Source organism: Microbispora hainanensis (genome assembly GCF_036186745.1).
Classification (GTDB): Bacteria; Actinomycetota; Actinomycetes; order Streptosporangiales; family Streptosporangiaceae; genus Microbispora.
This window is the reverse complement of the sequence record NZ_CP108086.1, coordinates 347773-371561: the sequence shown is the minus strand read 5'-3', so window position 1 is coordinate 371561 and position 23789 is coordinate 347773. Positions and strand designations below refer to the sequence as shown.

General features: G+C 72.4%; 18 protein-coding genes and 1 tRNA gene. 4 read left to right on the top strand and 15 right to left on the bottom strand.

Going from position 1 to position 23789, the window contains the following annotated elements; translation table 11 throughout:
* Nucleotides 1-222: 222 nt before the first annotated feature.
* Nucleotides 223-558: a hypothetical protein gene (locus OHB01_RS01645; RefSeq protein WP_328854843.1), complete on the top strand. Its 336-nt coding sequence runs from the start codon at nucleotides 223-225 to the stop codon at nucleotides 556-558.
* Entirely contained in the window at nucleotides 537-2876 is a 2340-nt protein-coding gene (locus tag OHB01_RS01640) for a DUF222 domain-containing protein (RefSeq protein WP_328854842.1), read from the top strand. The genes OHB01_RS01645 and OHB01_RS01640 overlap by 22 nt, the downstream gene beginning before the upstream one ends.
* 619 nt (nucleotides 2877-3495) lie before the next feature.
* On the opposite strand, the gene OHB01_RS01635 is transcribed toward OHB01_RS01640, so the two are convergent.
* Entirely contained in the window at nucleotides 3496-4338 is an 843-nt protein-coding gene (locus OHB01_RS01635) for a spermidine synthase (protein WP_260617486.1), read from the bottom strand.
* A 32-nt stretch (nucleotides 4339-4370) separates the two neighbouring features.
* Here OHB01_RS01635 and OHB01_RS01630 point away from each other — a divergent pair, with 32 nt between their 5' ends.
* On the top strand, nucleotides 4371-6035 hold the full coding sequence (locus OHB01_RS01630) for a penicillin-binding transpeptidase domain-containing protein (protein ID WP_328854841.1): 1665 nt from the start codon (nucleotides 4371-4373) through the stop codon (nucleotides 6033-6035).
* A gap of 9 nt (nucleotides 6036-6044) precedes the next feature.
* Here the strand turns inward: OHB01_RS01630 and OHB01_RS01625 are convergent, their stop codons facing one another.
* Together OHB01_RS01625 and OHB01_RS01620 are read right to left on the bottom strand one after the other, a co-directional pair.
* The gene (locus OHB01_RS01625) at nucleotides 6045-6491 is read right to left on the bottom strand and encodes an Lrp/AsnC family transcriptional regulator (RefSeq protein WP_142651084.1); all 447 of its coding nucleotides are present in this window, start codon (nucleotides 6489-6491) and stop codon (nucleotides 6045-6047) included.
* Nucleotides 6488-7846, bottom strand: a complete 1359-nt coding sequence (locus OHB01_RS01620) for a transaminase (RefSeq protein WP_328854840.1) — start codon at nucleotides 7844-7846, stop codon at nucleotides 6488-6490. The genes OHB01_RS01625 and OHB01_RS01620 overlap by 4 nt, the downstream gene beginning before the upstream one ends.
* 230 nt (nucleotides 7847-8076) lie before the next feature.
* Here OHB01_RS01620 and lat point away from each other — a divergent pair, with 230 nt between their 5' ends.
* Nucleotides 8077-9363: an L-lysine 6-transaminase gene (lat, locus tag OHB01_RS01615; RefSeq protein WP_328854839.1), complete on the top strand. Its 1287-nt coding sequence runs from the start codon at nucleotides 8077-8079 to the stop codon at nucleotides 9361-9363.
* Here lat and OHB01_RS39805 read toward each other — a convergent pair.
* The 12 genes from OHB01_RS39805 to OHB01_RS01555 form a co-directional block, all read right to left on the bottom strand.
* A complete protein-coding gene (locus tag OHB01_RS39805; protein ID WP_142651081.1) occupies nucleotides 9271-9585 on the bottom strand; it encodes a helix-turn-helix domain-containing protein in 315 nt (104 codons plus the stop codon). The genes lat and OHB01_RS39805 overlap by 93 nt on opposite strands.
* A 111-nt stretch (nucleotides 9586-9696) precedes the next feature.
* Complete coding sequence (locus OHB01_RS01605; protein WP_142651080.1) at nucleotides 9697-11970, bottom strand: penicillin acylase family protein; 2274 nt, start codon at nucleotides 11968-11970, stop codon at nucleotides 9697-9699.
* 7 nt (nucleotides 11971-11977) lie between these two features.
* Nucleotides 11978-14209 (bottom strand): FtsX-like permease family protein, encoded by a 2232-nt coding sequence (locus OHB01_RS01600; RefSeq protein WP_147943596.1) that lies wholly within the window; start codon nucleotides 14207-14209, stop codon nucleotides 11978-11980.
* Nucleotides 14206-14886 (bottom strand): ABC transporter ATP-binding protein, encoded by a 681-nt coding sequence (locus tag OHB01_RS01595; RefSeq protein ID WP_328709365.1) that lies wholly within the window; start codon nucleotides 14884-14886, stop codon nucleotides 14206-14208. The genes OHB01_RS01600 and OHB01_RS01595 overlap by 4 nt, the downstream gene beginning before the upstream one ends.
* A complete protein-coding gene (locus OHB01_RS01590; RefSeq protein WP_142651077.1) occupies nucleotides 14883-15407 on the bottom strand; it encodes a PadR family transcriptional regulator in 525 nt (174 codons plus the stop codon). Before OHB01_RS01590 ends, OHB01_RS01595 begins: the two co-directional genes overlap by 4 nt.
* 106 nt (nucleotides 15408-15513) lie before the next feature.
* Nucleotides 15514-15589: transfer RNA gene (locus tag OHB01_RS01585), tRNA-His, on the bottom strand.
* Between the two features lie 82 nt (nucleotides 15590-15671).
* Nucleotides 15672-16268 (bottom strand): oligoribonuclease, encoded by a 597-nt coding sequence (gene orn / locus OHB01_RS01580; RefSeq protein WP_142651076.1) that lies wholly within the window; start codon nucleotides 16266-16268, stop codon nucleotides 15672-15674.
* A 35-nt stretch (nucleotides 16269-16303) separates the two neighbouring features.
* Nucleotides 16304-17344 carry a DUF2510 domain-containing protein gene (locus OHB01_RS01575; RefSeq protein ID WP_328854838.1) on the bottom strand — a complete coding sequence of 347 codons (1041 nt, stop codon included), beginning with the start codon at nucleotides 17342-17344 and terminating at the stop codon, nucleotides 16304-16306.
* 19 nt (nucleotides 17345-17363) lie between these two features.
* Complete coding sequence (locus OHB01_RS01570; RefSeq protein ID WP_328709367.1) at nucleotides 17364-18716, bottom strand: hypothetical protein; 1353 nt, start codon at nucleotides 18714-18716, stop codon at nucleotides 17364-17366.
* Nucleotides 18717-20402 carry a serine/threonine-protein kinase gene (locus tag OHB01_RS01565; protein WP_328709368.1) on the bottom strand — a complete coding sequence of 562 codons (1686 nt, stop codon included), beginning with the start codon at nucleotides 20400-20402 and terminating at the stop codon, nucleotides 18717-18719.
* Nucleotides 20403-20537: 135 nt separating this feature from the next.
* Nucleotides 20538-23018, bottom strand: a complete 2481-nt coding sequence (locus tag OHB01_RS01560) for a serine/threonine-protein kinase (RefSeq protein WP_328854837.1) — start codon at nucleotides 23016-23018, stop codon at nucleotides 20538-20540.
* A gap of 60 nt (nucleotides 23019-23078) precedes the next feature.
* On the bottom strand, nucleotides 23079-23726 hold the full coding sequence (locus OHB01_RS01555) for a pyridoxamine 5'-phosphate oxidase family protein (protein WP_142651073.1): 648 nt from the start codon (nucleotides 23724-23726) through the stop codon (nucleotides 23079-23081).
* Between the last annotated feature and the right edge of the window lie 63 nt (nucleotides 23727-23789).

Sequence of the window (23789 nt, the reverse complement as noted above, 5' to 3'; positions counted from 1 at the left end):
AGGGCGCCGATACCGACTGCGCAGATGCCACGCGTAGGACCGCCGCCGGTGCGGCTGCCGCTGGCGCGGATATCGCGCGTTGGGCCGCCGACAGCGCGGGGTCTGACGCGGATGCCGCCCGTGAGGCTGCCGATTGCGCGGATGGCACTGGTGCGAATGCCGCTGGCGCGAACGCCGCGCCTTGGACCGCCGACAGCGCGGGATCTGACGCGGGCGCCGCCCGTGGGGACGCTGATGGTGCGGCTGCCGCCGGTGCGGATGGCGCTGACTTTGGTGCCGCGCGTGGTGCTGCCGACGGTGCAGATATCACTGGCCCGGACGCTGCTGGCGCTGCTGGTGCTGGCTTTGGTGCCGCGCGTGGTGCTGCCGACGGCGCGGACGCTGCAGGCACAAACGGCACTGGCGCGAACGGCACTGGCGCGAATGGCACTGGCGCGGCCGGCCCGGGTGCGGGTGCTTCCGGCGGTGTGGGTGGGCGTGATCGTGGTCGGGGTCGTGTGCGGTCGTCGTGGGTGGTGGTGGGGTCGGTTCGTGAGGTGGCCCAAGAGCTGGCGCTGACGCCGCTTCCCGATGACGTGGATGTGTGCCTGGCCGAGGCGGAGGAGTTGCTGTTCGCCCGGGATCGGATCACCAGCGCGCTGGCCGATCGGGTGGGGCGGGTGCATCGGGCGGGGCAGGCCAGGCAGCATGGCCATGCCTCCACCCGGTGTTGGTTGCGCACGAGTGGGGGGATGACGGTGGGTGGTGCGGGCCGCCTGCTCACGTTGGGGGCGGAGTTGCCGCGCCTCCCCAAGGTGCGGGAGAAGTTCGCTGCGGGTGAGTTGGCGGCGGGGGTGGTGGAGGCCATCTGCGCCGCTGTGGCCGGGCTATCGGATGAGCAGGCCGGCCTGGCGGAGCCGATCTTGGTGGACCTGGCCGGCAAAGCGGGGGCGGCGGAGGTCGCCAAGGCCGGCCGCCACCTGCGGGCGGTGCTCGACCCTGATGGGGAAGAACGCGATGAGCGGGCCGATTACGGGCGGCGGTTCCTGCGGGTCCGCCCGGGCAAGGGCGGCGGCGTGGAAGGAGAGTTCTACCTGCCGCGTGAGGCCGGCGCCCGGTTGATGGCCTTGTTGCAGGCGTACGCCAAGCTGAGGGCACAGGGGGATGACCGCCCGCTGACGGTACGCCAGGCGGACGCGCTGATCGCCCTGCTGGAGCAGAAGATCGCCGCCGAGCTCCTCGTCGTGGTCAGCGCCGAATCCCTCCCCACCGACCCCGACAACACCGACCCCACCGACGACAACCCACACCCCGCCGACGACACCAGCGACCCGGCCACCGAAGACACCGACCCGGCCACCCAAGACCCCGCTGCCCCGGCCACCGAAAACACCGCCGCCGACGACGCCGTCTCAGACGTGATGGGCGACCCGGGTGCTGCGGGCGGCGCCGACGGCCCCGAGACCCCGGACGGGCTCGACATCGCCGAGGCTGTCCCCGCCACCGACCCTGCCGCTGGCTCCGGCGACGCTGCGACCGGACTTCGCGATGAGGAGCCTTGTGGCTGGGGAGCCGGTGAGCGCGGGGCCGGTGAGCGCGGGGCCGGTGAGCGGCGGCCCGGCGAGTGCGAGCCGCGCGACACCGCAAGCACCGCCGCTGCTGAGGGCGACCACGCCGCGAACGCCGACTCCGCCGAAGACGACAACATCACGAGCGCTGGCTCTGCCGAGAGCGACGAGACCGCGCCCGCCAAGGGCGATGGGTGGGATCGCGGCGCGGCCCGGTCCGGAGCAACCCATGTCCGGCGGGGTGCGTCAGCATGGCCTGCTCACGGTGGCGGGCATTGGCACACAGCGCCTTCGCACGCTGCCCCTTCGGACACAGCACCTTCGGACATAGCGTCTTCGGGCGCGACGGCTTCGGATGCGCCGCCATCGCAGGCGGCGCACTCGCAGGCGGCGCACTCACAGGCAGCGCCTACGGAGGTGGCGCCTTCGGAGGCGGCGTGGCCGGACCCTCCGCCCGAGGACGCCTCCGTACGTCACACCCACGCCGGGCCTGGGCCTGCGGGGGACTGCCGGCATGGCCACAGCACGTGCCGGTGCGACGGCCAGGGCGCGTGGCGGTGCAGTGGCGAGGTGCGCTGCTCGCGTGCGACGCAGGCGTCGGGGACATCGGGACCGTCGGGAGCGACGCCCGGCGGGCCCGGACCGGAGCGGGAGACACCACCCGGATGGGCATCGGGAACGGCACCGGGAGCCAGGCGAGCGACACCGGAGACGGCGCAGGAGGCATCGCAAGGAGCCGCACAGGGGGCATCGCGGGGTGCATCACCGGGAGCAGCTCCCGGGGCGTCACCCGCAGCAGCACCGGGTGCGTCGGCGGGCACGATGCCCGGGGCGTTCTTGGGTGCGTCGCTGGGAGCGTCGGCAGGCACGTTCCTGGGTGCGTCGTTGGGGATGGCACCGGGGACCGCGCCGGGGACAGCGCCGGGGTTGCTGCTGGCGACCGGGCAGGTGCTGCCCGTCTCCAGCGTGCACCGCCTCGCCCGGACCTCGACTCTGGTGCGGATCGTCATGAACGCCGAGGGACAGGTCCTGGACATGGGGCGTAAGGTCCGTCTGGCGACTCCTGCCCAGCGGCGGGCCATCTTCGCCCGGTATGCCACGTGCTGGGTCGACGGCTGCCCGCTCCCGGCGACCATGTGCCAGATCGACCACGCCGACAACTGGAGCACCGGCGGCCTCACGGACCTGAAACTCCTCGGCCCGGCCTGCCAGTTCCACAACCGCGACCGCTACCAGCACCCCGACCGCTACACCCGCCGCAACGTAGGCGAAGACCGCTGGGCCTTCACCTACCACCGCCTCGGACGAGCCCGACGACTACACGAGTAAGACGGGGCACACAGGGAGCGCGACGCGGCACCGAGCGACGCGCGGACAGGCCAGCACGGCTGCCGGAGTGAGGCGGAAGGCGCCGGACGGTGTGCGGACGCGCGGACCGGCCCGGACGGCTGCGCGAGTGAGGCGGGAGGCACAGAGGGCGACGCGCAGGGCAGGCCCGGGCGAACGCGCGAGTGAGGCGGGAGCCACGGGGGGTGGGCGATGCGCGGGCAGGCCCGGGCGGACGCGCGGACAAGTTCTGCGGCTGCGTGCATGACCATCAGGACCGAGGAGCGAGGCCCGACGCGAGGCACGAGGCACGAGGCGAGGATCGCCGGTGCGCTGTCCGTTGGGCGTCATAGTGCTCCGCACATGAGGCCTCACGGTGCCCGTCGGGGCTTCACGCTGTTCCCTAGGGCCAACATGCTCCCTGGGGCTTGATCTGCGTCGTAGTGCTGCGTGGGGCTTCACAGTGCTTCGTCGGGATTACCCCGGTGGGATCGAGGGAGCGGAGCGGAAGGGAGCGAGGACCGCAGCGAAGGCCCAGCGGAGCGGGCTTCGCGAGGACCGTGCCGACCCGACCGACCCGGCTATGGGGCCGTGGACAACCCCCTAGCCAGTAGAAGCCCTGCTAGTCGAACAGGCCGGGCGGGGGAACGGGGGCGAGGACGGCGTCGCCGTCGGAAATGGGGGCGGCACCTGCGACCAGGCGGGTCAGGTCGTCGTCGGCCACGCATCGCGCCTGGGTGAGGCCGCCCGCGGCCTTCCTGGTGAGCGCCTCGATCGGCAGGTCGCCGGACGAGGCGGCCAGGATGACGTTGCCGAACCTGCGCCCGCGCAGGATGCCGGGCTCGGCCAGCAGCGCGGCATGCGGGAAGACCCGGCTCACCGAGGAGGCGACCCGCTTGACGAACGGCAGGCCCTTGCCGTCCGCGACGTTGATCAGTGCCATGCCGGAGGGGCGCAGCACGCGGGCGATCTCCGCCATGTATTGGACGGTCGCCAGCTCGACCGGCATCGTCGCGCCCGAGAACGCGTCGAGCACGAACAGGTCGGCCGAGTCGTCGCCGAGGGCCGTCGTGGCCGCGCGGCCGTCCGTCACCCGGACCTTCAACCGCGGCACCGACTTGAGGTTGAGCTGGTCGCGTACGAGCTGGACGAGTGCGGCGTCGGGTTCCACGACGATGTGCCGGGAGCCGGGCCGCCGCGCGGAGATGTAGCGCGGGATCGTGCATGCCCCGCCGCCGATGTGGACGGCGTCGAGCGGGCCTTCGGGCAGGCAGTCGATCACGCTGGCCATGAGCTGCGTGTACGAGAAGTCCAGGTAGGTGGGATCGGTCAGATCGACGTACGACTGAGGCACGCCGTCCCTGATCAGCATCCACCCGTCGGGCCGGTCGAGGTCGCGCAGGAGCTCCACCTCGCCGAAGGACACCGGATAGCGGCCTGGCAACGGTTCTTTGCTCCTCGCCACCTATGACTCCTTTCGCGTGATATGAGAACCGTATGCGGAACAGGGCCCTGCTCGCCCTCGTCGTGGTCGCCGCGGGCATCTTCGTCTTCGGCGTTGCCGGACTCATTGTGTCCGGCAGGCAGGAAGCGAGTTCGGACTTCGTCGCCGCGCCGCGGGGGACGCCCGCGGGAGGGGGCCCGCAGACGCTCCAGCTCCGCCCCGACTCGTCCCCCGAGCCGTCTCCAGAGCCGTCTCCCGAGAGCTCGCCGGAGGGCTCCCCGGACCAGACGGCCGCCGCCTACTTCCAGGCCTGGGTCAAGAGCGACTACGACGCCATGCGCGAGCTGGTCGACGAGCCCCCGGACGATTTCGCGGACCAGCACCGCGAGTTCGAGGACGCCGCCCTCTCCAAGTCGCTGCGGATCACGGTGGGCAATCTCGTACGCACCGGGAACGACACGGCGGAGATCCCCTTCACCCAGGAGCGGGACGAGCAGGACGCCGGCACCTGGCGCTTCGACTCCAGTCTCCATCTGGCCGTACGCGATCTCACCTGGAAGGTCGTCTGGACGCCGGCCGTCCTGCATCCGGACATCCAGCCCGGCGGCAGCCTCGTCAGGACCGAGCCCGAGGCGGGGCCGCTGCGGCCGGTGACGAGGGGAGGGCGGGAGTTCCCGCAGAACTCGGGCGCCGAGGCGTACATCGACAACCTGATGAACCAGGGGGTGGCGCCCACGACGGGGGTGGCCGTGGGATGGGCGCTTGAGGTCGAGAACCCGGGCATGCCGGCGAAGACCATTCTGTCGTACAAGCCGGAAAAGCGGCCCGTCGGCGTACGCACCACCATCGACTATGCGACGCAGGTCGCGGCGGCACGGGCGCTGGACGGCGTGCAGCGGGGCGCCCTCGTGGCCGTACGGCCGTCCACGGGGGAGATCCTCGCGGTGGCCGACCGGCTGGGCGGCCGGGGGGCGTTCGAGCGGAAGTACGCCCCCGGCTCGACGTTCAAGACGATCACGGCGGCCGCGCTGCTCGCGAACGGGCTGTCCCCGGACAGTTCGGTGGAGTGCCCGGCGTCCTACCAGATCCCCTTCAATCGGTCGATCCCGAACTACCAGAACGAGGACCACGGGACGATCACGCTGCGCCAGGCGTTCGCGCTGTCGTGCAACACCACGTTCGCCCGGCTGACGATCGAGCGGCTGAACGCCGACACGCTGGTCGACCAGGCCAGGGCGTTCGGCTTCGGCGAGGGGGAGGGCGGCGGCGCGGGCACGTGCGGCAGCCTGCGGCGGCCGGAGAACCCGGACGCGCTCGCCGAGGACTCCTTCGGGCAGGGCACGGTGGAGGCGACCCCGCTGTGCATGGCGCTGGTCGCCGCCGCGGTGGAGAGCGGCGAGTGGCGGCCGGCCCGCCCGCTGGCGGACGAGGCGCCGCAGGGGGAGCTGCCGCAGAGCGTGCCGCTGCCGTCCAACGTGGCGGAGGGGCTGCGTTCGATGATGAGCGCGGTCACGGCCGACGGGACCGCGGCCGGTTCGGGGCTGCCGCAGGGGACGGCGGGTAAGACCGGCACCGCCGAGGACTGGCACGGCGGGCAGGACCACGCCTGGTTCATCGGCTATCGGGGCGACCTCGCCTTCGCCGTGTTCGTCGAGCACGGCGGCACCGGACGTGGCGCCGCCGTCCCGATCGCGGCCCGCTTCCTGAAGGCCCTCTGAACCCCAGCTTCACACGCCGGGCCAGGCGAACCGGTGGGTGTGGATGCCGAAGTAGGTGAACGCCTCGGCCCTGGTGACGCCCGGCACCCGCTTGATGTGGTCGTTGAGCACGGTGAGCAGCTCGGCCGGCTCCCGGCACACCACCTCGGCGAACAGGTCGAACGAGCCCGCCGTGAGCACCACGTAGATCACGCCGGACAGCTCGCTGATCCGGTCGGCGACCTCGTGCACGTCGCTGTCGACGCGGACGCCGATCAGCGCCATGACCGGCAGGCCCAGCGCCATCGGGTCGGTGACGCCGACGATCTGCACGACTCCCTCGTCGCGGAGCCGCTGCACCCGTTGCCGTACGGCGGGCGCCGACAGGCCGGTGGCCTCGGCGAGCGCGGTGTAGGAGGCCCGGCCGTCCCGCTGCAGCTCGCGCAGCAGGATCCGGTCGGTGTCGTCGAGCGTCATGCGACCAGCTCCGCGACGGCCGCGGCGAACACCTCGTGGTGCAGGTGTACGTCGGCCTCGGTGGTGGCGGGGGACATCAGCGCCATGTTGTGGAACGGCGTGAGCAGCACGCCCCGGTTGGCCAGATAGACGTGCAGGTAGTCGTCCAGGCCGGGGTCGCCGGCCGCGTTCGACTCGCCGCCGTTGCGCGGGGCGGGGCGGGTGAAGCGATACTCGGCGCGCGCCCCGAGCTGGGTGACCGACCACGGCAGGCCGTGCGCGTCGATCACTTCCTGGACGCCCTTGGTGAAACGGGTCGCCAGCTCGGTCATGGCGGCGAACGCGTCGTCGGTGAGCACGTGCTCCAGCGTGGCGCGCATCGCCGCGACCGACAGGGCGTTGCCGGCCAGTGTGCCGCCGACGCCGCCCATGTCGACCAGGTCGAGCCCGTCCATCGCCTCGACGCGCGCGGCGACGTCGGCGGACAGGCCGTAGCCGCCGCTGGGGATGCCGCCGCCGATAGCCTTGCCGATCGTGACGATGTCGGGGCGCAGGCCCCACGCCTTCGTGCAGCCGCCCGGGCCCACCGAGAAGGTGTGCGTCTCGTCGTTGATCAGCAGGCTGCCGTACCGCCGGGTCAGCTCGCGCACGCCCTCCAGGTAGCCCGGCTCGGGCAGCACGATGCCGATGTTGGTGAGAGCGGGCTCCATGAGGACCGCCGCGACGTCGCCGTACGCGAGCTCGCGTTCCAGCGCGGGCAGGTCGTTGAACTCGACGACGCGCGAGGTGACGGTGGGATCGACCGGAGCGCCGACGTTGCCCTCGCGGGACACCTGCCGGCCGTCCGGGCCGACCACGAGCAGCACCTCGTCGACGCTGCCGTGGTAGCAGTAGCTGTTCACGAGGATCTTGGGCCTGCCGGTGACCGCCCTGGCCAGCCGGATCGCCCATCGGTTGGCGTCCGTGGCCGTGAGCGAGAAGCTCCAGTAGGGCACCCCGAACCGGCGGCCCAGCTCGGCGCCGACCCAGGCGGCGTCCTCGGTCGGCATCATCACGGTCGCGCCGCCCCGGCGGCCGAACCGGTCGGCGACGGCCTCCACGGTCGCCTGAGGGGAGTGCCCGGCCATCGCGCCGGTGTCGCCGAGGCAGAAATCGACGTACTCGTGGCCGTCCAGGTCGGTGACGCGGGCACCGCGGGCCTCGGCCAGGTAGAGCGGGAAGCCGGCGGCCGTCTTGTTCATCCACGTCATCGGCACGCCGCCGAAGAGGTGGCCTCTCGCCTGCTCGTACGCGGCGGCCGAGCGTGGGTTGCGCTCCCGGAACGCGTCGCGTTCGCGGTCGAGCAGCCGGGCCAGGCGAGTGCGGTCGATCATCATCCCTGCCTCAGAAAAGATCGCGACATCCGGTTTAAGCCACGGAATCTGAAGTAAAGGTACACAATCGCGTTCGAATCGTCAGCATGCGGCCCGTGGTGGGGTATCGGGCGCGGATCTACCCTCACGGCCTGAAAAATGTCCTCTTAAGGTGCTATCTAAGCGGAAACCCTTCACATAGAAGGCCAGATATGAGGGAATCATCTCGTATCCCAGCGTGACGCGGAGGCGAAATGGACCCCACCACTGTGCACGACGCCCTCGCACGGCACCTGCTCGTGGACGGTTACCGCCTCGTGCTCGACCTGGACAGGAGCGCCGGCTCCTGGCTGGTCGACGCCCGGGACGGCCGGAGATACCTCGACTTCTACACGTTCTTCGCGTCGTCGCCGCTCGGGATGAACCCGTTCGCCGACGACCCGGAGTTCGTGGCGCTGCTCGGCAGGGTGGCCGCCAACAAGCCGGCCAACTCCGACATGTACACCGTCCACCTCGCCGAGTTCGTGGAGACGTTCCGGCGGGTGCTGGGCGACCCCGAGCTGCCGCACCTGTTCTTCGTCGAGGGCGGGTCGGCGGCGGTGGAGAACGCGCTCAAGTGCGCCTTCGACTGGAAGAGCCGCTGGAATGAGGCCCACGGCCGCCACCCCGGGCTCGGCACGCGCGTCCTCCACCTCACCCGGGCGTTCCACGGCCGCGGCGGCTACACGCTCTCGCTCACCAACACCGACCCGGTCAAGACCGACAGGTTCCCGCGGTTCTGCTGGCCGCGCATCGACGTCCCCGCCATCCACTTCGGGGACGTCGAGCAGGCGGAGGAACGGGCGCTCGCGCAGGCCAGGGAGGCGTTCGAGCGGTTCCGCCACGACATCGCCTGCTTCATCGCCGAGCCGATCCAGGGCGAGGGCGGCGACAACCACATGCGTCCCGAGTTCCTCCAGGCGATGCAGGCGCTCTGCCACGAGTACGAGGCACTGTTCGTCGTGGACGAGGTGCAGACCGGCGTCGGCCTGACCGGCACCCCCTGGGCGTACCAGCAGCTCGGCCTGGCCCCCGACATCGTGGCCTTCGCGAAGAAGGTGCAGGTCGGCGGCATCATGGCGGGCCGCAGGGTGGATCTCGTGCCCGACAACGTGTTCAACGTCAGCGGCAGGATCAACTCCACCTGGGGCGGCGGCCTGGTCGACATGGTGCGCTCCCGCCGGATGCTGGAGATCATCGAGCGGGACGGTCTCATCCCGAGGGCGGCCATCCTGGGTGAGAAGCTGCTGGGCGCGCTCCAGAGCCTGGAGGCCGAGGGCATGGTCGCCAACGCGCGCGGACGCGGGCTGATGTGCGCCTTCGACGTTCCCGACCCCGCCGGCCTGGTCACCCGGCTCCGGGAGGAGCGCGCGATCCTGGTCCTGCGCTGCGGCGAGTGGTCCGTACGGCTACGCCCGGCCCTGTCCGTCCAGCCGGACGAGCTTGAGTACGGCCTGGCCGGGCTGCGCGCCGTCCTCACCGGGGACCTGGCCGGGCGCTGACGACACAGGGGTTGACGGCGCCGGTGGCGTGGTCTCGGCACGCCACCGGCAAATGGCCGTCATGCGTGAATCCACGCCCAGCTTCGCGTAGATGCGGTTGACGTGGTTTTTCACGGTCTTCTCGCTCAGGAACAGCAGCCGCGCTATCTCACCGTTGGAGTGACCGGTCGCGATCAGCTCCATGACCTCGGCTTCTCGCTTGCTCAGCCCGTCGATTCTCATCCGGCCTCCGTAGAAGACGATCAGAGATCGCCGAGGCCCCCGCACGGCGGTTGTGAGGCAGCATAACCCGCATCGTCCACCTTTGGGGAAAAGTGCACTGACTTGCCCGGGTCAACGCCTCTCGTGGACCGTGACGGTTTCGAGATGCGGATCGGCGGCGATCTCGGCCGCGGTGAAGCGCTCGGTCACCCACCCGCCCCGCGAGAACAGGGCGGTCTGGTCGGCGTGGTGGGGCGACGCGGGGTTGGCGGACAGCGAGTAGGTGAGGACGGTACGCGTGCGCGGGCCGGCGGGGGTGAGCTCGACGGCCATCATGAAGCTCGATCCGGTGTCCACCTCCGGGTAGCGCCCGTCGGTGCCCAGCGGCCCGCCCGTGCGCACCCGGTCGAAGCAGCCCTCCCCTTCGGTGCAGCCGGGAATCGGGATCGAGGCGTAGCTCTGCGCCTGCCCGGGAGTGAGCGTCAGCGGGATCCCGTTCGAGCGGAAGAACCCCACGGCGTCGGCGAGGGCCTGCCGTACGGCCGGGACGTCCTTGAGACCGCGCGGGGTGGTCAGCGGGTGCGCGGGGTCGAACGGCACCCGCCACGGGCTGTAGGGGGGATCTCCGGCCTTGACGGGACGGCCGAGCCGCGTGAAGAACTCGCGCCAGAGGATCGCGCCCGCGCCGTCCAGGGTGGCCCGCCCGTCCCACTTCTCCAGCGTCCGGCAGCCCTCGCGTACGTCGTTCCGGGAGTCGGTGTCGCACATCTTGAGCAGGTCGTCGCGCATCAGCTCGAAGGTGAGGTCGCGCTTGCCGCGCACCGTCGCCTGCAAGGTGTCCAGCGTGAAGCCGGGCGCGCCGAGCCCGTCGGCCCCGGACAGCCGCTGGGCGATCATGTCGAGGCTGACCCGGGGGCGCGGCTGCAGGTCGGTGCCCGTCTTGCCGTACGCCGTGGGATAGCCGGTGAGCGGCTTCGCCGGGTTGGTCATCCAGTAGGTGTTGTTGGAGTTGGCGACGTAGTCGGCGCGGATCAGCGCCGGCTGCTTGGCGGGCCCGAAGATGCCCGGCACGACGGCGTCGCCGTCCCTGCCCCACAGGCACGCCGAGGTCGAGCCGTCCAGGACGTACGCGTCGAGGCCGGGAACGGGCGAGGGCTTGGCGCAGCGCTCGGCCTCGGCGTCGGTGACGTGGGGGACGACCGAGGTGTCGGCGAAATAGGCGGTGCCGCTCACGTCGGTGGCGAGGGTGTGGACGAACGGCATCCCCTGGTAGGTCCGCTGGGCCGCGCGCAGCTCGTCGAGGCTGCCCGCCCTGGCCATCGCCAGCCATTCGTCGGCCGCCCGCAGGTTGGCGGCGTTCGCGTCGGCCAGCGCGTACGCGGCCTCGTCGCTCTGCCCGACGGCGAGCACCGGGCCATAACGGGAGGTGAGGAGGGTGTGCTGGGAGACGGTGCCGTCCGGCAGCGTGACCTCCACCTCCTGCTCGCCCATCGGCTCCACCCGGCCGTCGACCGTGTAGCTGTGGCCGCCCGCGAGCGCCAGCCGATAGACGGTGAAGTGCTGCGCGTGGGTGACTGTGTGGGTCCAGGCGACCTTGGCGTTGTGGCCGATCTGGACGACCGGGGTGCCGTACAGGCTGCCGCCCGAGACGTCGAGCACGCCGGGGATCGTGAGCTGGACCTGGTAGAAGCGGCGGATTCCCTGCCAGGGGAAGTGCGGGTCGGCCAGCACCATGCCGCCGCCGTCCCGGGTGGCCGTACGGCCGAGCGCCCAGGCGTTGCTGCCCGCCGCGGGCATGGGCCGTGGTTTCCCGGGTCCGGCCATGCCGGTGATGGCCTCCTTCAGGCTGGAGCCGGAGGCCATCCGGCTGAGGTCGAGCAGGTTGGTCCACATGTCGGTGGCGCTGATCGGGCCGACCCACGCCTTGCCCCGGCACCGGGGATCGGGCAGGTTCGCCACCCCGGTGTCCTCCAGGTAGCGGTTGTATCCGGCGACGTAGCCGTCCACCAGGCGGCGCAGCTCGGCGCTCGGGCCGACCGGCGCGGGCCGGGCAAGCAGCCGCGGTACGACGCCGGAGCCGGCGATGCTCTTGTAGTAGACGTCGCTGGCGAGGTCGGCGACCGGCTTGGCGGGGTCGTCGGACTCGGCCTCCGGGCCGAAATAACGCGAGCGTTCGCCGCGCAGCGTCACCACCCAGGAGGCCAGCGTGCACAGGTTGTCCTGGGCGAAGGCGTAGCCGTACCCGAACCCGAGGCCGCCGTAGTCCTTGGCGGTGATGTGCGGGATGCCGTATTCGGTGCGCCGGATCGTGGCCGAGTAACCCCCGCCGGCCGCCGCCGTCGCGGGCGCTGCCGGGACGGCGGGGGCGAGCAGGGCCAGCGCGACCACGAGGGGTCGGAGCTTCATCGGTCTCCTATTCGAAACGCGCGTTGTCGGGCGTGGTCATGCGCCGCAGCAGCGGCAGCGTGGTGAGGATCACCAGCAGGGACGCGGCCAGGCCGCCGCCGAGCGAGGCGAAGTAGACGGGCCCCGGCATCGCGAGCGACGTGCCCTTCATCCGGAGAGCGTCGATGAGCGGCTCGGCCACGCCGAAACCGGCGGCCGCGGCGAGCACGGCGGCCAGCACGAGCGGCAGCGCCGACTCCAGCAGCACCACCGCGGCCAGGGTGCGCGTGGGCGTGCCCGCCAGCCGCAGCAGGGTGAAGGGCTGCCTGCGCTCCACCAGCCCGCCGCCTGCCGCGACCACGAGGCCGCAGGCGCCGGCGACCAGGGTGAGCCCGACCATGGCCAGCGCGATGTTCTCCGCCCGGGTGTACAGGTCGGCCCTGACCTCGGCGACCTCGGCGAAGGTCATCGGCGCTTCGACGGTGTAACCGGCCAGCAGGGTGCGCAGCCGCTCCAGCGTCCCCGTGTCGGACGTGGTGATCATGACGGCCGCCAGGTCGAGCCCGTCGGTGGAGGCGGCCGGGCTGTCGGGGCCCGCCAGCGGAAGGAGCCTGTCGACGGTGAGGGGGTTGTCGGCGCCGATGATGCGGGCGAAGTTGCCCGCCACGGCGCGCGTACCTTCGGGGCAGCGGCCCAGCACGGGGAAGAGGGCCAGGCCCGCGCACTCCACGACGTACGGCCTGGGCGGCGGGCCGTCGGGCCGCGGAGGCGCCTTCTCCGCGTCCACCCTGCCGTAGATCGGCAGCACCTCCACGCCCGGGTGGGCGCGCAGCCGGGCGAGCAGCTCCGTCCCCGCCCGCTGTGACAGGCCGGAGACGCCCGGCCGCTCGAACCTGGCGCCCAGGACGTCGTTGAGGGTGCCCCCGGCCACCTTCTGCTGCCCGGCGACCACCGCCGGCACGAGGGCCGCGATCGTCGTCCCGATGAACACCGCCAGCACCAGCCCGCTCACCGACCTGAAGGCGGTCTTCGGATCGGCGGCCAGGCGCCGCGTGGCCAGCAGCGTCGCCCCGCCCCGGGTCAGGCGGGCGGCCAGGCGCGCGGCGACCATGGTCAGCCAGGGCCCGGCCAGCATCAGCCCGACCATGATCAGTGCGAGTGCGACGACGGCGAGCAGCTCGTCGGGCTTGCCGTTGCGATACACCGGGCCCGCGAACATCCCCAGCCCCGCCAGCAGCGGGATCACCCGCCACGCCCGGGGCGGGGAGGCGGTGGTCTTCCGGGCGACGCCGAGCGGTGAGATCCGCACCCGGCGCAGCGACCACAGGGCGGCGCCGGCCGCCACCACCGGCACTCCGGCCAGCACGGCCGCGTACTGCCAGGCGTGCGGGGCGACCAGGCCGGGGAAGAACCGCGCGCCGGTGACCCGCACCCCGGCCACGGCCGGCCGTACGAGCTGGAAGATCGCGAGGCCCGTCAGCGCGCCGGCGAGCGCGCCCAGTGCCGCGTCCACCGTGGCGAGCACGTTGATCTGCCGCGTGGTGGCGCCGACCAGCCGGATCGCGGCGAAGCGGCTCTCGCGGCGGGCCGCGGCCAGCCGGGTGGCGGTGCCGACGAGCACCAGCAGCGGGACGATCAGCCCGACGGCGGCGACGCCGAAGGCGAAGCGGTAGACGTCCGCGTCGGCGCCGGCCGCGGGCCCGGTGGACGCCGTAGGTACCGTGGATACCGCGTCGACCTGCCGCGCGCCGGGCAGGGCGGCGACCTCGTCCGGCGTCCGTCCCACCACGACGACCAGCTCGTCGGGCCCGGACAGCGCCGCGTCGCCGATCAGCCCGGCGCGCGTGCCGGGGAAGCGGGCGGCGAGCTCCTCGCGCGGCGCGGAGTCCAGCAGCCCGGCCAGCGCGGGCGAGGCGTAATACCGCCCGGGGCCGGGCATGCGGGACAGGCCGGGGATGACCGGCGCCCGCGTGCCGAGCGCGGCGGCGTCGAGCCGCTTGATCGTCCGGCCCGCGTAGAAGTCCTCGCGGTAGCTCCACAGCGCGCCGTCGGCCGTCGCGTCGAGGGCCCAGCCGCTGGGCGCCGAGCCGGTCGTGCACTCCCAGCAGGGACGGCCGTTGGTGGCCTGGAACGCGTTGAACAGCGACAGCGTGGACAGCAGCACCGCGACGCCGGCCGCCACCCCGACGACGACCAGCGCCAGCCGCGCCACCGCCTCCCTGCCGCTGCTCAGCGACAGCCGCAGGCCCAGCCGGATCATCGGACCGCCCCGGTCGCGTACGGGTCGCTGACCCGGCCGTCGCGCACCACGACCTCCCGGTCGGCGCAGGCGGCCACCCGGGCGTCGTGGGTCACCAGGATTACGGTGGCGCCCTTCTCGCGGGCCAGGCCCACCAGCAGGTCCATCACGTGCTCACCGGTGAGCGTGTCGAGCGCGCCGGTCGGCTCGTCGGCGAACACGATCCGCGGCCGTGTGACCAGCGCCCTGGCGATCGCCACGCGCTGCGCCTGCCCGCCGGACAGCTCCCCGGTGCGCCGGCCGCCCAGGTCGGCCAGCTCCAGCCGTTCCAGCCATTCGGCGGCGCGCCGCTCGGCGTCCTTCCTCCGCGTACGGCCCAGCAGCAGCGGCAGCATCACGTTGTCGGCCGCGGTCAGCTCCGGCACGAGCTGGCCGAACTGGAAGACGAAGCCGAAGGCGGTGCGCCGCAGCTCGCTGCGGCGGCCGTCGTCGAGGGTGTCGAGGCGGCGCCCGTCGAACCACACCTCGCCGCTGTCGGGCGTGAAGATGCCGGCCAGGCAGTGCAGCAGCGTCGACTTGCCCGACCCGCTGGGCCCCATGATCGCCACGACCTCGCCGGCGGCCACCGACAGGTTCGCCTCGCGCAGCGCGACCGTGCTGCCGTAGGAGCGGCTGACCTCCCGCGCCTCGATGATCATGACGTACGCACCATCTCGGCCAGCGCCCCCAGCCGGGCCTGGGTGACGTCGATCCACCGCAGGTCCGCCTCCAGGTGGAACATGGCGTGGTCGGCCAGCAGGGCGTCGGTCAGGGGGCCGCTGCGCTTGACCTCGGTGAGCTCCCGCATGCGCCGCATGTGCGTGGCCCGCTGCGCGTCCAGATAGCCCGCCGCGTCACGGCCCAGCATCAGCGCCAGCACGACCTTGGTGAACAGCACCGTCTGCAGGTAGGGCTCGGCCGCGACCGGCTCGGCCAGCCATGTGGCGACCTCCTGCCTGCCCAGGGGGGTGATCGCGTAGCGCTTGCGGTCCGGCCCGTCGCCCGGCTCGCTCTGCCCGGTGACCTTGCCGTCCCTGGCGAGGCGGCCGAGCGTGGAGTACACCTGCCCGAAGGGCAGCGGCTTGCCCCGGCCGAAGAAGGTGTCGTAGTCGCGTTTCAGGTCGTATCCGTGGCTCGGCTCCCGCTCCAGCAGGCCGAGCAACGCGAGGGGTACGGTCATGCCCGCAGACTATATCCCGAGTGTATACACGCGGCGCATAGTCACTCATGAAAAAAGGCCGATGAAAAAGCGAACGGCCGGTCCGTGAGGACCGGCCGTTCGCCGTTGGGGTGAGTGATGGGACTTGAACCCACGACATCCAGGACCACAACCTGGCGCTCTGCCAGCTGAGCTACACCCACCATGTCCGCCGTTCGAGGCGTACGAAGAAAGTGTAGCGGCATTTGGGAGTTGTTCGCGCCCCAATACCGCCGCCTGCGGAGGTCAGGGACCGGAGACGGCCTCCGCGACCTCGCGGGCGGTGGCGGAGTCGGGGCCGGGCTGGGGCACGAAGACCGCGGCGCGGTAGTAACGCAGCTCGCGGATGCTCTCGGTGATGTCGGCCAGCGCGCGGTGCCCGCCCTGCTTCTCCGGGGAGGCGAAGTAGACCCGGGGATACCAGCGGCGGGCCAGCTCCTTGATCGACGAGACGTCGACCATCCGGTAGTGCAGGAACGTGTCCACCTGCGGCATGTCCCGGGCGATGAAGGCGCGGTCGGTCGCGATGGAGTTGCCGCACAGCGGCGCCTTCTTGGGCTCGGGCACGTGGGAGCGGATGTAGTCGAGCACGACGGCCTCGGCCTCCGCCAGGGTCACCCCCGTCGAGAGCGCCTGGAGCAGCCCCGAGGCCGTGTGCATCTCGCGCACGACATCGGACATCTGCTCCAGCGTCTCGGCGGGGGGCTTGATGACGACGTCCACGCCCTCATCCAACTGGTTCAGCTCGCTGTCGGTGACGACACAGGCCACCTCGATCAGCGCGTCACGGCCGAGGTCGAGCCCGGTCATCTCACAGTCGATCCAGACCAGCGGGTCAGTCATGGCTCAAGAGTAATGCTGAAGGGTAAATGGGGACGTCACTGAGACTGAAGCGAGTCCTCCACGCGCTTGAGGATCGACTGGTCCAGGTTGTCCGGCACCGAGACGTACAGCATCGCGGGACGGGCGTTCAGACCACGGTCCACCAGGACGATCGCGCCCTTCTCCTTCTTCCACTTCAGGCCGTTGGCCTCGGAGACCTTGGTGAAGTCCATCTCGAACTCGAAGATCCAGCCCTGCTTGCCGCTCACGGTCAGCGCCTCGTTGCGCAGGACCTTGCGCTCGTGTGGGATGCCGTAGAAGTCGTTCTCGTAGGTGAGCAGCACCGCCTGGGACAGCTGCCCCAGACTCTGCGGGCCGCTGTAGGGGAAGATCTGGGGCACCTCGGCGGTGTAGACGCTGGCGACCCAGTCGTTGCCCCTGCCGTCGTAGTTCGCCTGGGACGTCTCCGTGCAGCCGCTCGTCCACAGCGGCCGCTGCTGGTCGGCCGGGTTGTTGATGTTCTTCGACTCCGGCACCTGACACTTGTCGCCCGGGTACGCGTACGACAGGCCGGTCACGGGGTCGGAGATGCGGCCGCCGGACGGCTGGGGGAGCTGCGGCACCGGCGGGACGGACTGCTGCGGCTCCTGCTCGGGCGGCACGGTCTGGTCGAGCTGCGGGGCTGTCGTGTTGACGTCCGGCCGTGCGCTCGCCGTGTAGGCGCGATCGCGCAGCACGATGACCGCGCCACCGATGACCAGCGCGAGCACCACGACGGCCGCGATGCCGCCCACGACCCACGGCCAGACCGGCGCTGTACGCCGCGGCGTGCCGAACTCGGGCACCGGAAGCTGCGCCGTCTGGTTGATCGGCCCCCACTGCGCCGTCTGGTTCATGGGCCCCCACTGCGGAGCCTGCTGAGGGGCCTGCTGAGGGGCCTGCTGAGGGGCCTGCTGTGGCGCCTGTTGCGGCGCTTGCGGGGCTCCGGCCTCCTGTCCGGGAGCGTGGGTGGCGTCGGTCCACTGAGTGCCGTCCCACCAACGCAGGAGAGAGGAGCCGTACGGGTCCGGGTACCAGCCGGCGGGGGTCGTCGTCATGCGCGCCAGACTAATGAAATCAGCATTTGTAGGCGAAACTTGCTTTGTCCTGGATCGGCTTTCCGGACGTCGTGGGGGACAGGATGCGGAGCGTGGCCGTGCCCTTGAACGTTCCCGATCCGGTCACGTTCCAGTGCAGGGGGAGATCCACCGACGTGTTCCCCGAGGAGACCTGCTGCTCCCCTTCCACCGGCTTGCGGCCGTCACTGCGCAGCCAGCGATAGCGGATGGTCCCCGCCTCGCCGTTGGTCGTGACGATGCCCACGAAGTCGGCGGTGCCGTCGCAGCGCACCGTCTTCGAGGGCGCCTTGACATCGACGTCGGTCACCGCGAGCGGCGCGGCGGGTGTCTGGCGCAGCCAGAGGATCGCCGCCGCGATCAGGATCGCCAGCAGCAGCGTCCCCGCCCACGCCGTCGAGCGCCTCCGGCGCCGCCGGGGCGCCGGACGGCCGGTGTGGGTGGCCGTGACGGCGGCGGAGGTCTGCCCGGCCCGCCAGATCTGCGCGGCCGTGGTCTCGGTCGGAACCCCGGGCCCGAACCGCATCATCACGTTGCCGGAGCCCTCGGTGGCGTCCGGCAGGTCGAGCAGGGTCACCGCCTCCCCGCCGGAAGAACCGGCCGCCGCGACGGTGGAAGGTTCGGGGAACGCCGGGGACGCGGAGAACGCGGGCGCGGACAGGCCCTGAGCCGCGTGAGCGAGCCCTTCCCTTCCCATGCCGGGGAACGCGCCGCGCTCGGCGAGCAGGGTGTCTCGTGCGGCGGCCAGCCCGTGGGCCGCGGCGGCGGACGCGCGCCGCAGTGCCGTCGCGGCGTGTCCGTCACGGCAGTCCGCCGCCAGGGCACCGGCGAGCGCGGCCCAGGCCGCCACGTCCTGTTCCGCGGACGCGTATTCGCCCCGCAGCGCCCGGAGCAGGCCGCGCTCGGCCAGCAGCGCCGAGCCGTCCTCCCCGATGACGACGGTCCCGGCGTGCAACGCGCCGTGGGCCGCCCCGGCGGCGTGTACGGCGAGCAGCGCCTGCGCGGTCTCCAGGAGCACGGTCGCCGCGCCGCCCGGGTCGAGGCGGCCGGCGGCCATCAGGCCGGCGACGGACGGCGTGGCCCGTGTGGTGATCAGCCAGACCTCGTCACGCGCGGCCACCAGGTCGATCACGGGCAGCAGCCCGATCGGCCCGCCCGACTGGAGACGCAGGTCGGCGCCGACCGTCGCGACGAGTCGTTCGCGTGCCCCGGCCGTGGCGACGGCCGGTGGATCGAATAGCAGCGCGCCGGACGGCCGTCCGTCGGGGGACACCGCGTCCGCCCAGGTGCCGACCTCGCTGCGCCGGGTCCGGCCGGTGAGCCGGTGCCCCGCGACCGTCGCGCCTTCTCGCATCTACCGCCGCCTTCGGTGCCGTCCGCGCATGCGCCCCATGGCCAGTGTGGCGGGAACGAGGCCGGTCGTCACCAGGGCGGCGGCAAGTCCGACCGCCGGAGTCTCCGAAGATGGAGTGGGCGAGAACGTCAGCACGGGCGGCGGATCGCTGGGGGTGCCGGGCGTCGTCGGCTGGGTCGAGGGCTGAGTGGGCTGGGTCGTCGGCCGGGTGGGCTGGGTCGAGGGCTGGGTGGGCCGTGTCGTGGGCGGCCGGGTGGTGGTGCTGGGCCGCGGGTTCGCCGGCGTGTTGCCGCCCGGGTCCACCGTGACCGAGCCGTCCGAGGGCACGGGCGCGGGCGACGGCCTCGGCTTCGGCGTGCGCCTGAGCGTCGGCGTGGGCCTCGGCCTCGCGGTCTTCGAGAGGCTGGGCCTGGGGGTCGGCCGGGTGGTCGTGCTGGGCCGCGTGGTCGGCGCCGTCGGCAGGGTGTTCGGCTCGGGGCTGGTGATCGCGGGTGTGGGGGTGGCGTCCTCGGGATCCTGGGTCGGCTCGCCGCCGGACTCGTCGCCCGAGTCGTCACCGGAGCCGACGCTGGACTCGTCCTCCACCTCGATGGACGAGGGATCGATCGCGGGCGTGCTCGACGTCTCGATCGACGACCCGGCCTGCAGGGTGGCGTCGCCGTTCATGGTCTGCACCAGCGCCACCGTGCCGGCCGCGATCACGACCATGCCTGCCAGGGTCAGGCCGATCTTCATGCGGGTCCGGCTCAGCAGCCCGCCGAGGCTCGTCTCGGCCAGCGCGGTGCCGGCCTCGGGGGCGTTCTCCTTCAGCGGGAAGAACGGCACGAGCAGCCCGGCGAGCGCCGCGAGGCGGCGCCGTCCGCGGTCCTCCCAGGCCGGGCCGTACACGTCGGAGGCGACCGTTTCGAGCGCCTGCAGGAACTCCTCGGCCGACGCGAACCGGTCCTCGGGCCGCTTGGCCATGCCGCGCTGCACGAGGTCGCGCAGCGGGGGCGGCACCTCGTCGACCGGAGGAGGGGTCGCCTGGTGCTGGCGGGCCAGCGCGGCCATGTTCTGCGCCCGGAACGGCCGTCCGCCGGTGAGGCACTCGAAGAACACGACCGTGGCGGCGTAGACGTCGCTCGCCGGCCCGGCCTTGCCGCCCTGCCACTGCTCCGGTGCCATGTACGGCGGCGTCCCGGCCGCCCTGACCCCCTCGCCGGCCTGCGCCGCGATGCCGAAGTCGACGAGCTTGCTCGTGCCGTCGGCCTCGATCATGACGTTCTCGGGCTTGTAGTCGCGGTGGACCACGCCGATGGAGTGCGCCGCGGCCAGGCCGAGCAGCGAGCCCTTGAGCACGGTGAGCGCGGCCTCGGGACCGGTCGGGCCCTCCGAGCGGAGCATCGCGCGCAGCGAGACGCCGTCGATCAGCTCCATGACGATGGCGGCGCCGCGCGCGGTCTCGAGGTACTCGTAGAAGCGCGCCGCGTGGGGGCTCGGGTCCATGGAGGCGAGCAGGCGGGCCTCGTGCCGGAACCGGGCGACGAAGTGGAGGTCCGCCATCATCTCGTCGGACAGGTACTTGATCGCCACCGGGGTGTCGTCGCCGTCGTGCCGTGCGAGCACCACTCGCCCGGCGCCCCCGGTCCCGAGTTCACGAATCTCCGTATAGCCGGGGACGCGCCAGGCGCCCGTCTGGCCGTGCATAACGGTCTGTCTCCTCATCGCCTGGGGCCCCCGCCGAATGACGAGACCGTAGCTTAGTGACACGCCGGGTGATGCGCCGAGAAGTCACGATTTAGTCAGACCGGGTTGTCAGTAATCGTCTGGTCGCGTCCGGTGCTATTTGATGCACGAATCCGTTTGCCGGGTGACCGTGGAGGCGCCGCCCGCCGCGGCCGGCGAGGTGGACGCGGTCACGCCGTAGGAGCCGCAGGGCCAGGTGGAGTAGGTGTACGTGGCCGTGACGGTGTAGGCGGTCTTTCCCGACAGGCTGAGGGTCCGGGTGGACACCGTGGAGCCGCCGGACGCCCAGGCGAGGTTCAGCCGCACCGCGGAGGTGTTTCCCGCGGTGACGGCGATGGTGGCCGTGGCCGTCGTCCCGCTGATGGTCAGGCTCTGCACACGCACCTGGCCGACGGAGGCGGGGCAGGTCACCGTGGCCGCACTCGTCGCCGTGCCGCCCGGGGCCGCGGGGTCGGTCGATGCCTCGAACGTGACCTTCTCGCCGCAGGGGCGGCGGGAGAAGGTGTGCGACAGCGTCCGCGTGTAGGTCGTCGCTCCGGACAGGCGGACCGTCTTCGTGCCGCCGCCCGCGGAGGGCGCGGAGAACCGCCCGGTGAGGTCGACCGGGCCGGTGCCGTCGGTGGTCACCGTGACGGTGGCCGTCACGGTCGCCGTCGCGGCCCCCGCAGCCCGGGCAAAGGACGCGGCAGAGGACACGACCGGTGCGCCGACCTTCACCGAGGTGACGGAGGTCGGGCACGCCGGCACCTTGGCCATGGCGGTCCGGGTGCCGCCGGGCCAGGCGGGGCTGGTGGTCACGCTCATGCCCCAGGTGCCCGAGCAGACGCGGCCGAGACCGCCGGAGACGGTGCGCGTGTAGGTCGTCGCGCCGCTGAGGGTGAGCGTGCGGGTGGCGGTCACCGTGCCGTTCGCGGTGAAGCGCACGGTCAGGGTCACCTTGCCCGGCCCGCTCGTCCTGACGGTGACCGTGCCGGTGCCGGTGCCGGTGCCGGTCGCGCCGTGCGCACCCCTTCCTGTCCGGTACGACAGCCCGCCGACGTCCAGCTCGGCGACCGTCGTGAGCGAGGGCGAGGGCGAGGGCGAGGGCGAGGGCGAGGGCGAGGGCGAGGGCGAGGGGGAGGCCGAGGGCGAGGGGGATGGCGAGGGCGAGGGCGAGGGGGATGGCGAGGGCGAGGGCGTGGGGGACGCCGAGGGCGATGGCTTCACCGAGGGCGACGGCTTGGGGGAAGACACGGGAGACGGCATGGGGGACGGCATGGGAGATTCCGGATAGGTCACCACGGGTGTCTCCGACGGCGTCGCTTCGGGCGTCGCCTCCGATGTCGCCTCGGGCGTCTCGTCCGGCGTCCCCGTGGGCGTCTCGTCAGGTGTCTCGCTCGGTGTCGGGCTCGGTGTCGGGCTCGGGGTCGGGCTCGGGGTCGCGCTTGAGGTCTCCTCGGGGACGACCGGCGACGCGGACGCCGTGACGGGCACCGTGTTCCCCGCGTCCGTGCTCCCCGGGTCTGTGATCCGGGTGGCCGGCGACGTCGCGGCGGTGCGCGTCCCGGCCGAGCCGAGGGCGTACGCCCCGATGCCGCCGCCCGCGACCACCACCAGCGCGGCCCCGGCGGTGAGCAGGACGCCCTTGCTCCGCAGCGCCCGCAGTGACCGCAGCGTCGTGGTGAACAGCGAGGAGCCGGTCTCGGAGGGGCGCGTCGGGTTCAGCGGGAACGTCGCGGCGAGGGCGGCGGCGAGCGCGGCCAGCCTGCGACGGCCCCGCTCCTCCCAGTCCTGCCCGTACGCCGCCACGGCGGTCCGCTCCAGCTCGTAGACGAACGCGGCGGCGCTCGCCGGCCGCAGCGCGGGATCCTTCGCCATGCCGCGCGCGACCAGGGGCCGCAGCGGCTCGGGGACCTCCTCGACCGGCACGGGCGCCGTCTGGTGCATGTGCCGGAGGACGGAGTGCTCGGTCGCCCGGTACGGCCGGCGCCCGGTCAGGCACTCGAAGAAGACCGCGGTCGCGGCGTACACGTCGGACGCCGGCGAGGCGGCCGCGCCCGTCCACTGCTCGGGGGCCATGTACGGCGGGGTGCCGGCCGGGGAACCGGGGGCTCCTCCGGCCCGTACGGCGATGCCGAAGTCGGCGAGCTTGCTCGCCCCGTCGGTGGTGACCAGCACGTTCTCGGGCTTGTAGTCACGGTGGACGACGCCGGTCGCGTGCGCCGCGGCCAGGCCGAGCAGCGAGCCCTTGAGGACGGCGAGCGCGGCCTCGGCGCCCGTCGGGCCCTGCCTGCGCAGCAGCGCCCGCAGGGTGGGGCCGTCGACCAGTTCCATGACGATCGCGGCGCCCTGCTCGGTCTCCAGGTATTCGTAGAGCCGCACCACGTGGGGGTCGCTCAGCTCGACGAGCAGGCGGGCCTCCTCCCGGAAACGGGCGACGAACGCCTCGTCCCGGCGCAGGTCCTCCGACAGATACTTGATCGCGACCGGAGCGCCGGAGCGCTCGTGGACGGCGAGGACGACGCGGCCCCCGCCTCCGGCGCCCAGTTCACGCGTGACCGTGTAACCGGGCACATTCCAGTGCTCGGCGGAACTCATGCGGCCTCCCTGGTCGATGAAAGGTCGGTCGCAGTTTCGGCGAAACCGCTTGCAAACCGCTTACAGCCGCGGCTGCCGGTTCCCGATGTGCGGGGGAACCGGGATGCCGGGTGTGAGGCGCGGGTCGGGCTCGGGTGCGCCCCACGCCACGGTGAGGGGCAGCACACCCGCCCAGACGGGCAGGTCGTAGTCCTCCTCGTCGTCTTTCGGCGGTCCCTGCCGGACCTTCACCGACGCCTCCTCCAAGGACAGGGCGACCACGGCCGTGGCGGCCGTCTCCTTGCGGCCCGGCGGACGTACGACGTCCCACTGCCCGGGGGCGAGCTGCTCGGTGATGGCCCGCAGACCGGTGAGCTGTTCCTCGGGGTCGTCCACCACCCGGGCGAGGCCATAGACCATGGCGGACCGGTAGTTCACGGAGTGGTGGAAGGCGGAGCGCGCCAGCACGATCCCGTCGAGGTGGGTCACGGTGACGCAGACCGGGCCGCCGAGCGCGGCGCGCAGCGAGGTCGCGCCGGTGGAGCCGTGCAGATAGAGGGTGTCGCCGATCCGTCCATATCCGGTGGGGATCACCATGGGCGACCCGTCGGCCACCACGCCGAGATGACAGATGAGCCCGGCGTCGAGGATCGCGTAGAGGTCGGCGCGGTCGGTGCGGGCGCGGTCTTTCGCCCGTCGAAGGGTGGTGCGGGAGGTTGGGGAGAGCATGTCCGTTAAGTTAGGCCGAAGTGGACCGGTGGAGGACGTCCACTTGCGGGCCATATGGGGAGA

Coding starts and splice junctions, on each gene's coding strand:
- OHB01_RS01620 (WP_328854840.1), bottom strand. CDS start 7,846: ATGATGATCGACCGCACTCGCCTGGCCCGGCTGCTCGACCGCGAACGC.
- orn (WP_142651076.1), bottom strand. CDS start 16,268: ATGACTGACCCGCTGGTCTGGATCGACTGTGAGATGACCGGGCTCGAC.
- OHB01_RS01560 (WP_328854837.1), bottom strand. CDS start 23,018: ATGAGTTCCGCCGAGCACTGGAATGTGCCCGGTTACACGGTCACGCGT.
- OHB01_RS01575 (WP_328854838.1), bottom strand. CDS start 17,344: ATGACGACGACCCCCGCCGGCTGGTACCCGGACCCGTACGGCTCCTCT.
- OHB01_RS01590 (WP_142651077.1), bottom strand. CDS start 15,407: ATGACCGTACCCCTCGCGTTGCTCGGCCTGCTGGAGCGGGAGCCGAGC.
- OHB01_RS01630 (WP_328854841.1), top strand. CDS start 4,371: ATGCGGAACAGGGCCCTGCTCGCCCTCGTCGTGGTCGCCGCGGGCATC.
- OHB01_RS01565 (WP_328709368.1), bottom strand. CDS start 20,402: ATGCACGGCCAGACGGGCGCCTGGCGCGTCCCCGGCTATACGGAGATT.
- OHB01_RS39805 (WP_142651081.1), bottom strand. CDS start 9,585: ATGAGAATCGACGGGCTGAGCAAGCGAGAAGCCGAGGTCATGGAGCTG.
- lat (WP_328854839.1), top strand. CDS start 8,077: ATGGACCCCACCACTGTGCACGACGCCCTCGCACGGCACCTGCTCGTG.
- OHB01_RS01555 (WP_142651073.1), bottom strand. CDS start 23,726: ATGCTCTCCCCAACCTCCCGCACCACCCTTCGACGGGCGAAAGACCGC.
- OHB01_RS01605 (WP_142651080.1), bottom strand. CDS start 11,970: ATGAAGCTCCGACCCCTCGTGGTCGCGCTGGCCCTGCTCGCCCCCGCC.
- OHB01_RS01600 (WP_147943596.1), bottom strand. CDS start 14,209: ATGATCCGGCTGGGCCTGCGGCTGTCGCTGAGCAGCGGCAGGGAGGCG.
- OHB01_RS01570 (WP_328709367.1), bottom strand. CDS start 18,716: ATGCGAGAAGGCGCGACGGTCGCGGGGCACCGGCTCACCGGCCGGACC.
- OHB01_RS01595 (WP_328709365.1), bottom strand. CDS start 14,886: ATGATCATCGAGGCGCGGGAGGTCAGCCGCTCCTACGGCAGCACGGTC.
- OHB01_RS01625 (WP_142651084.1), bottom strand. CDS start 6,491: ATGACGCTCGACGACACCGACCGGATCCTGCTGCGCGAGCTGCAGCGG.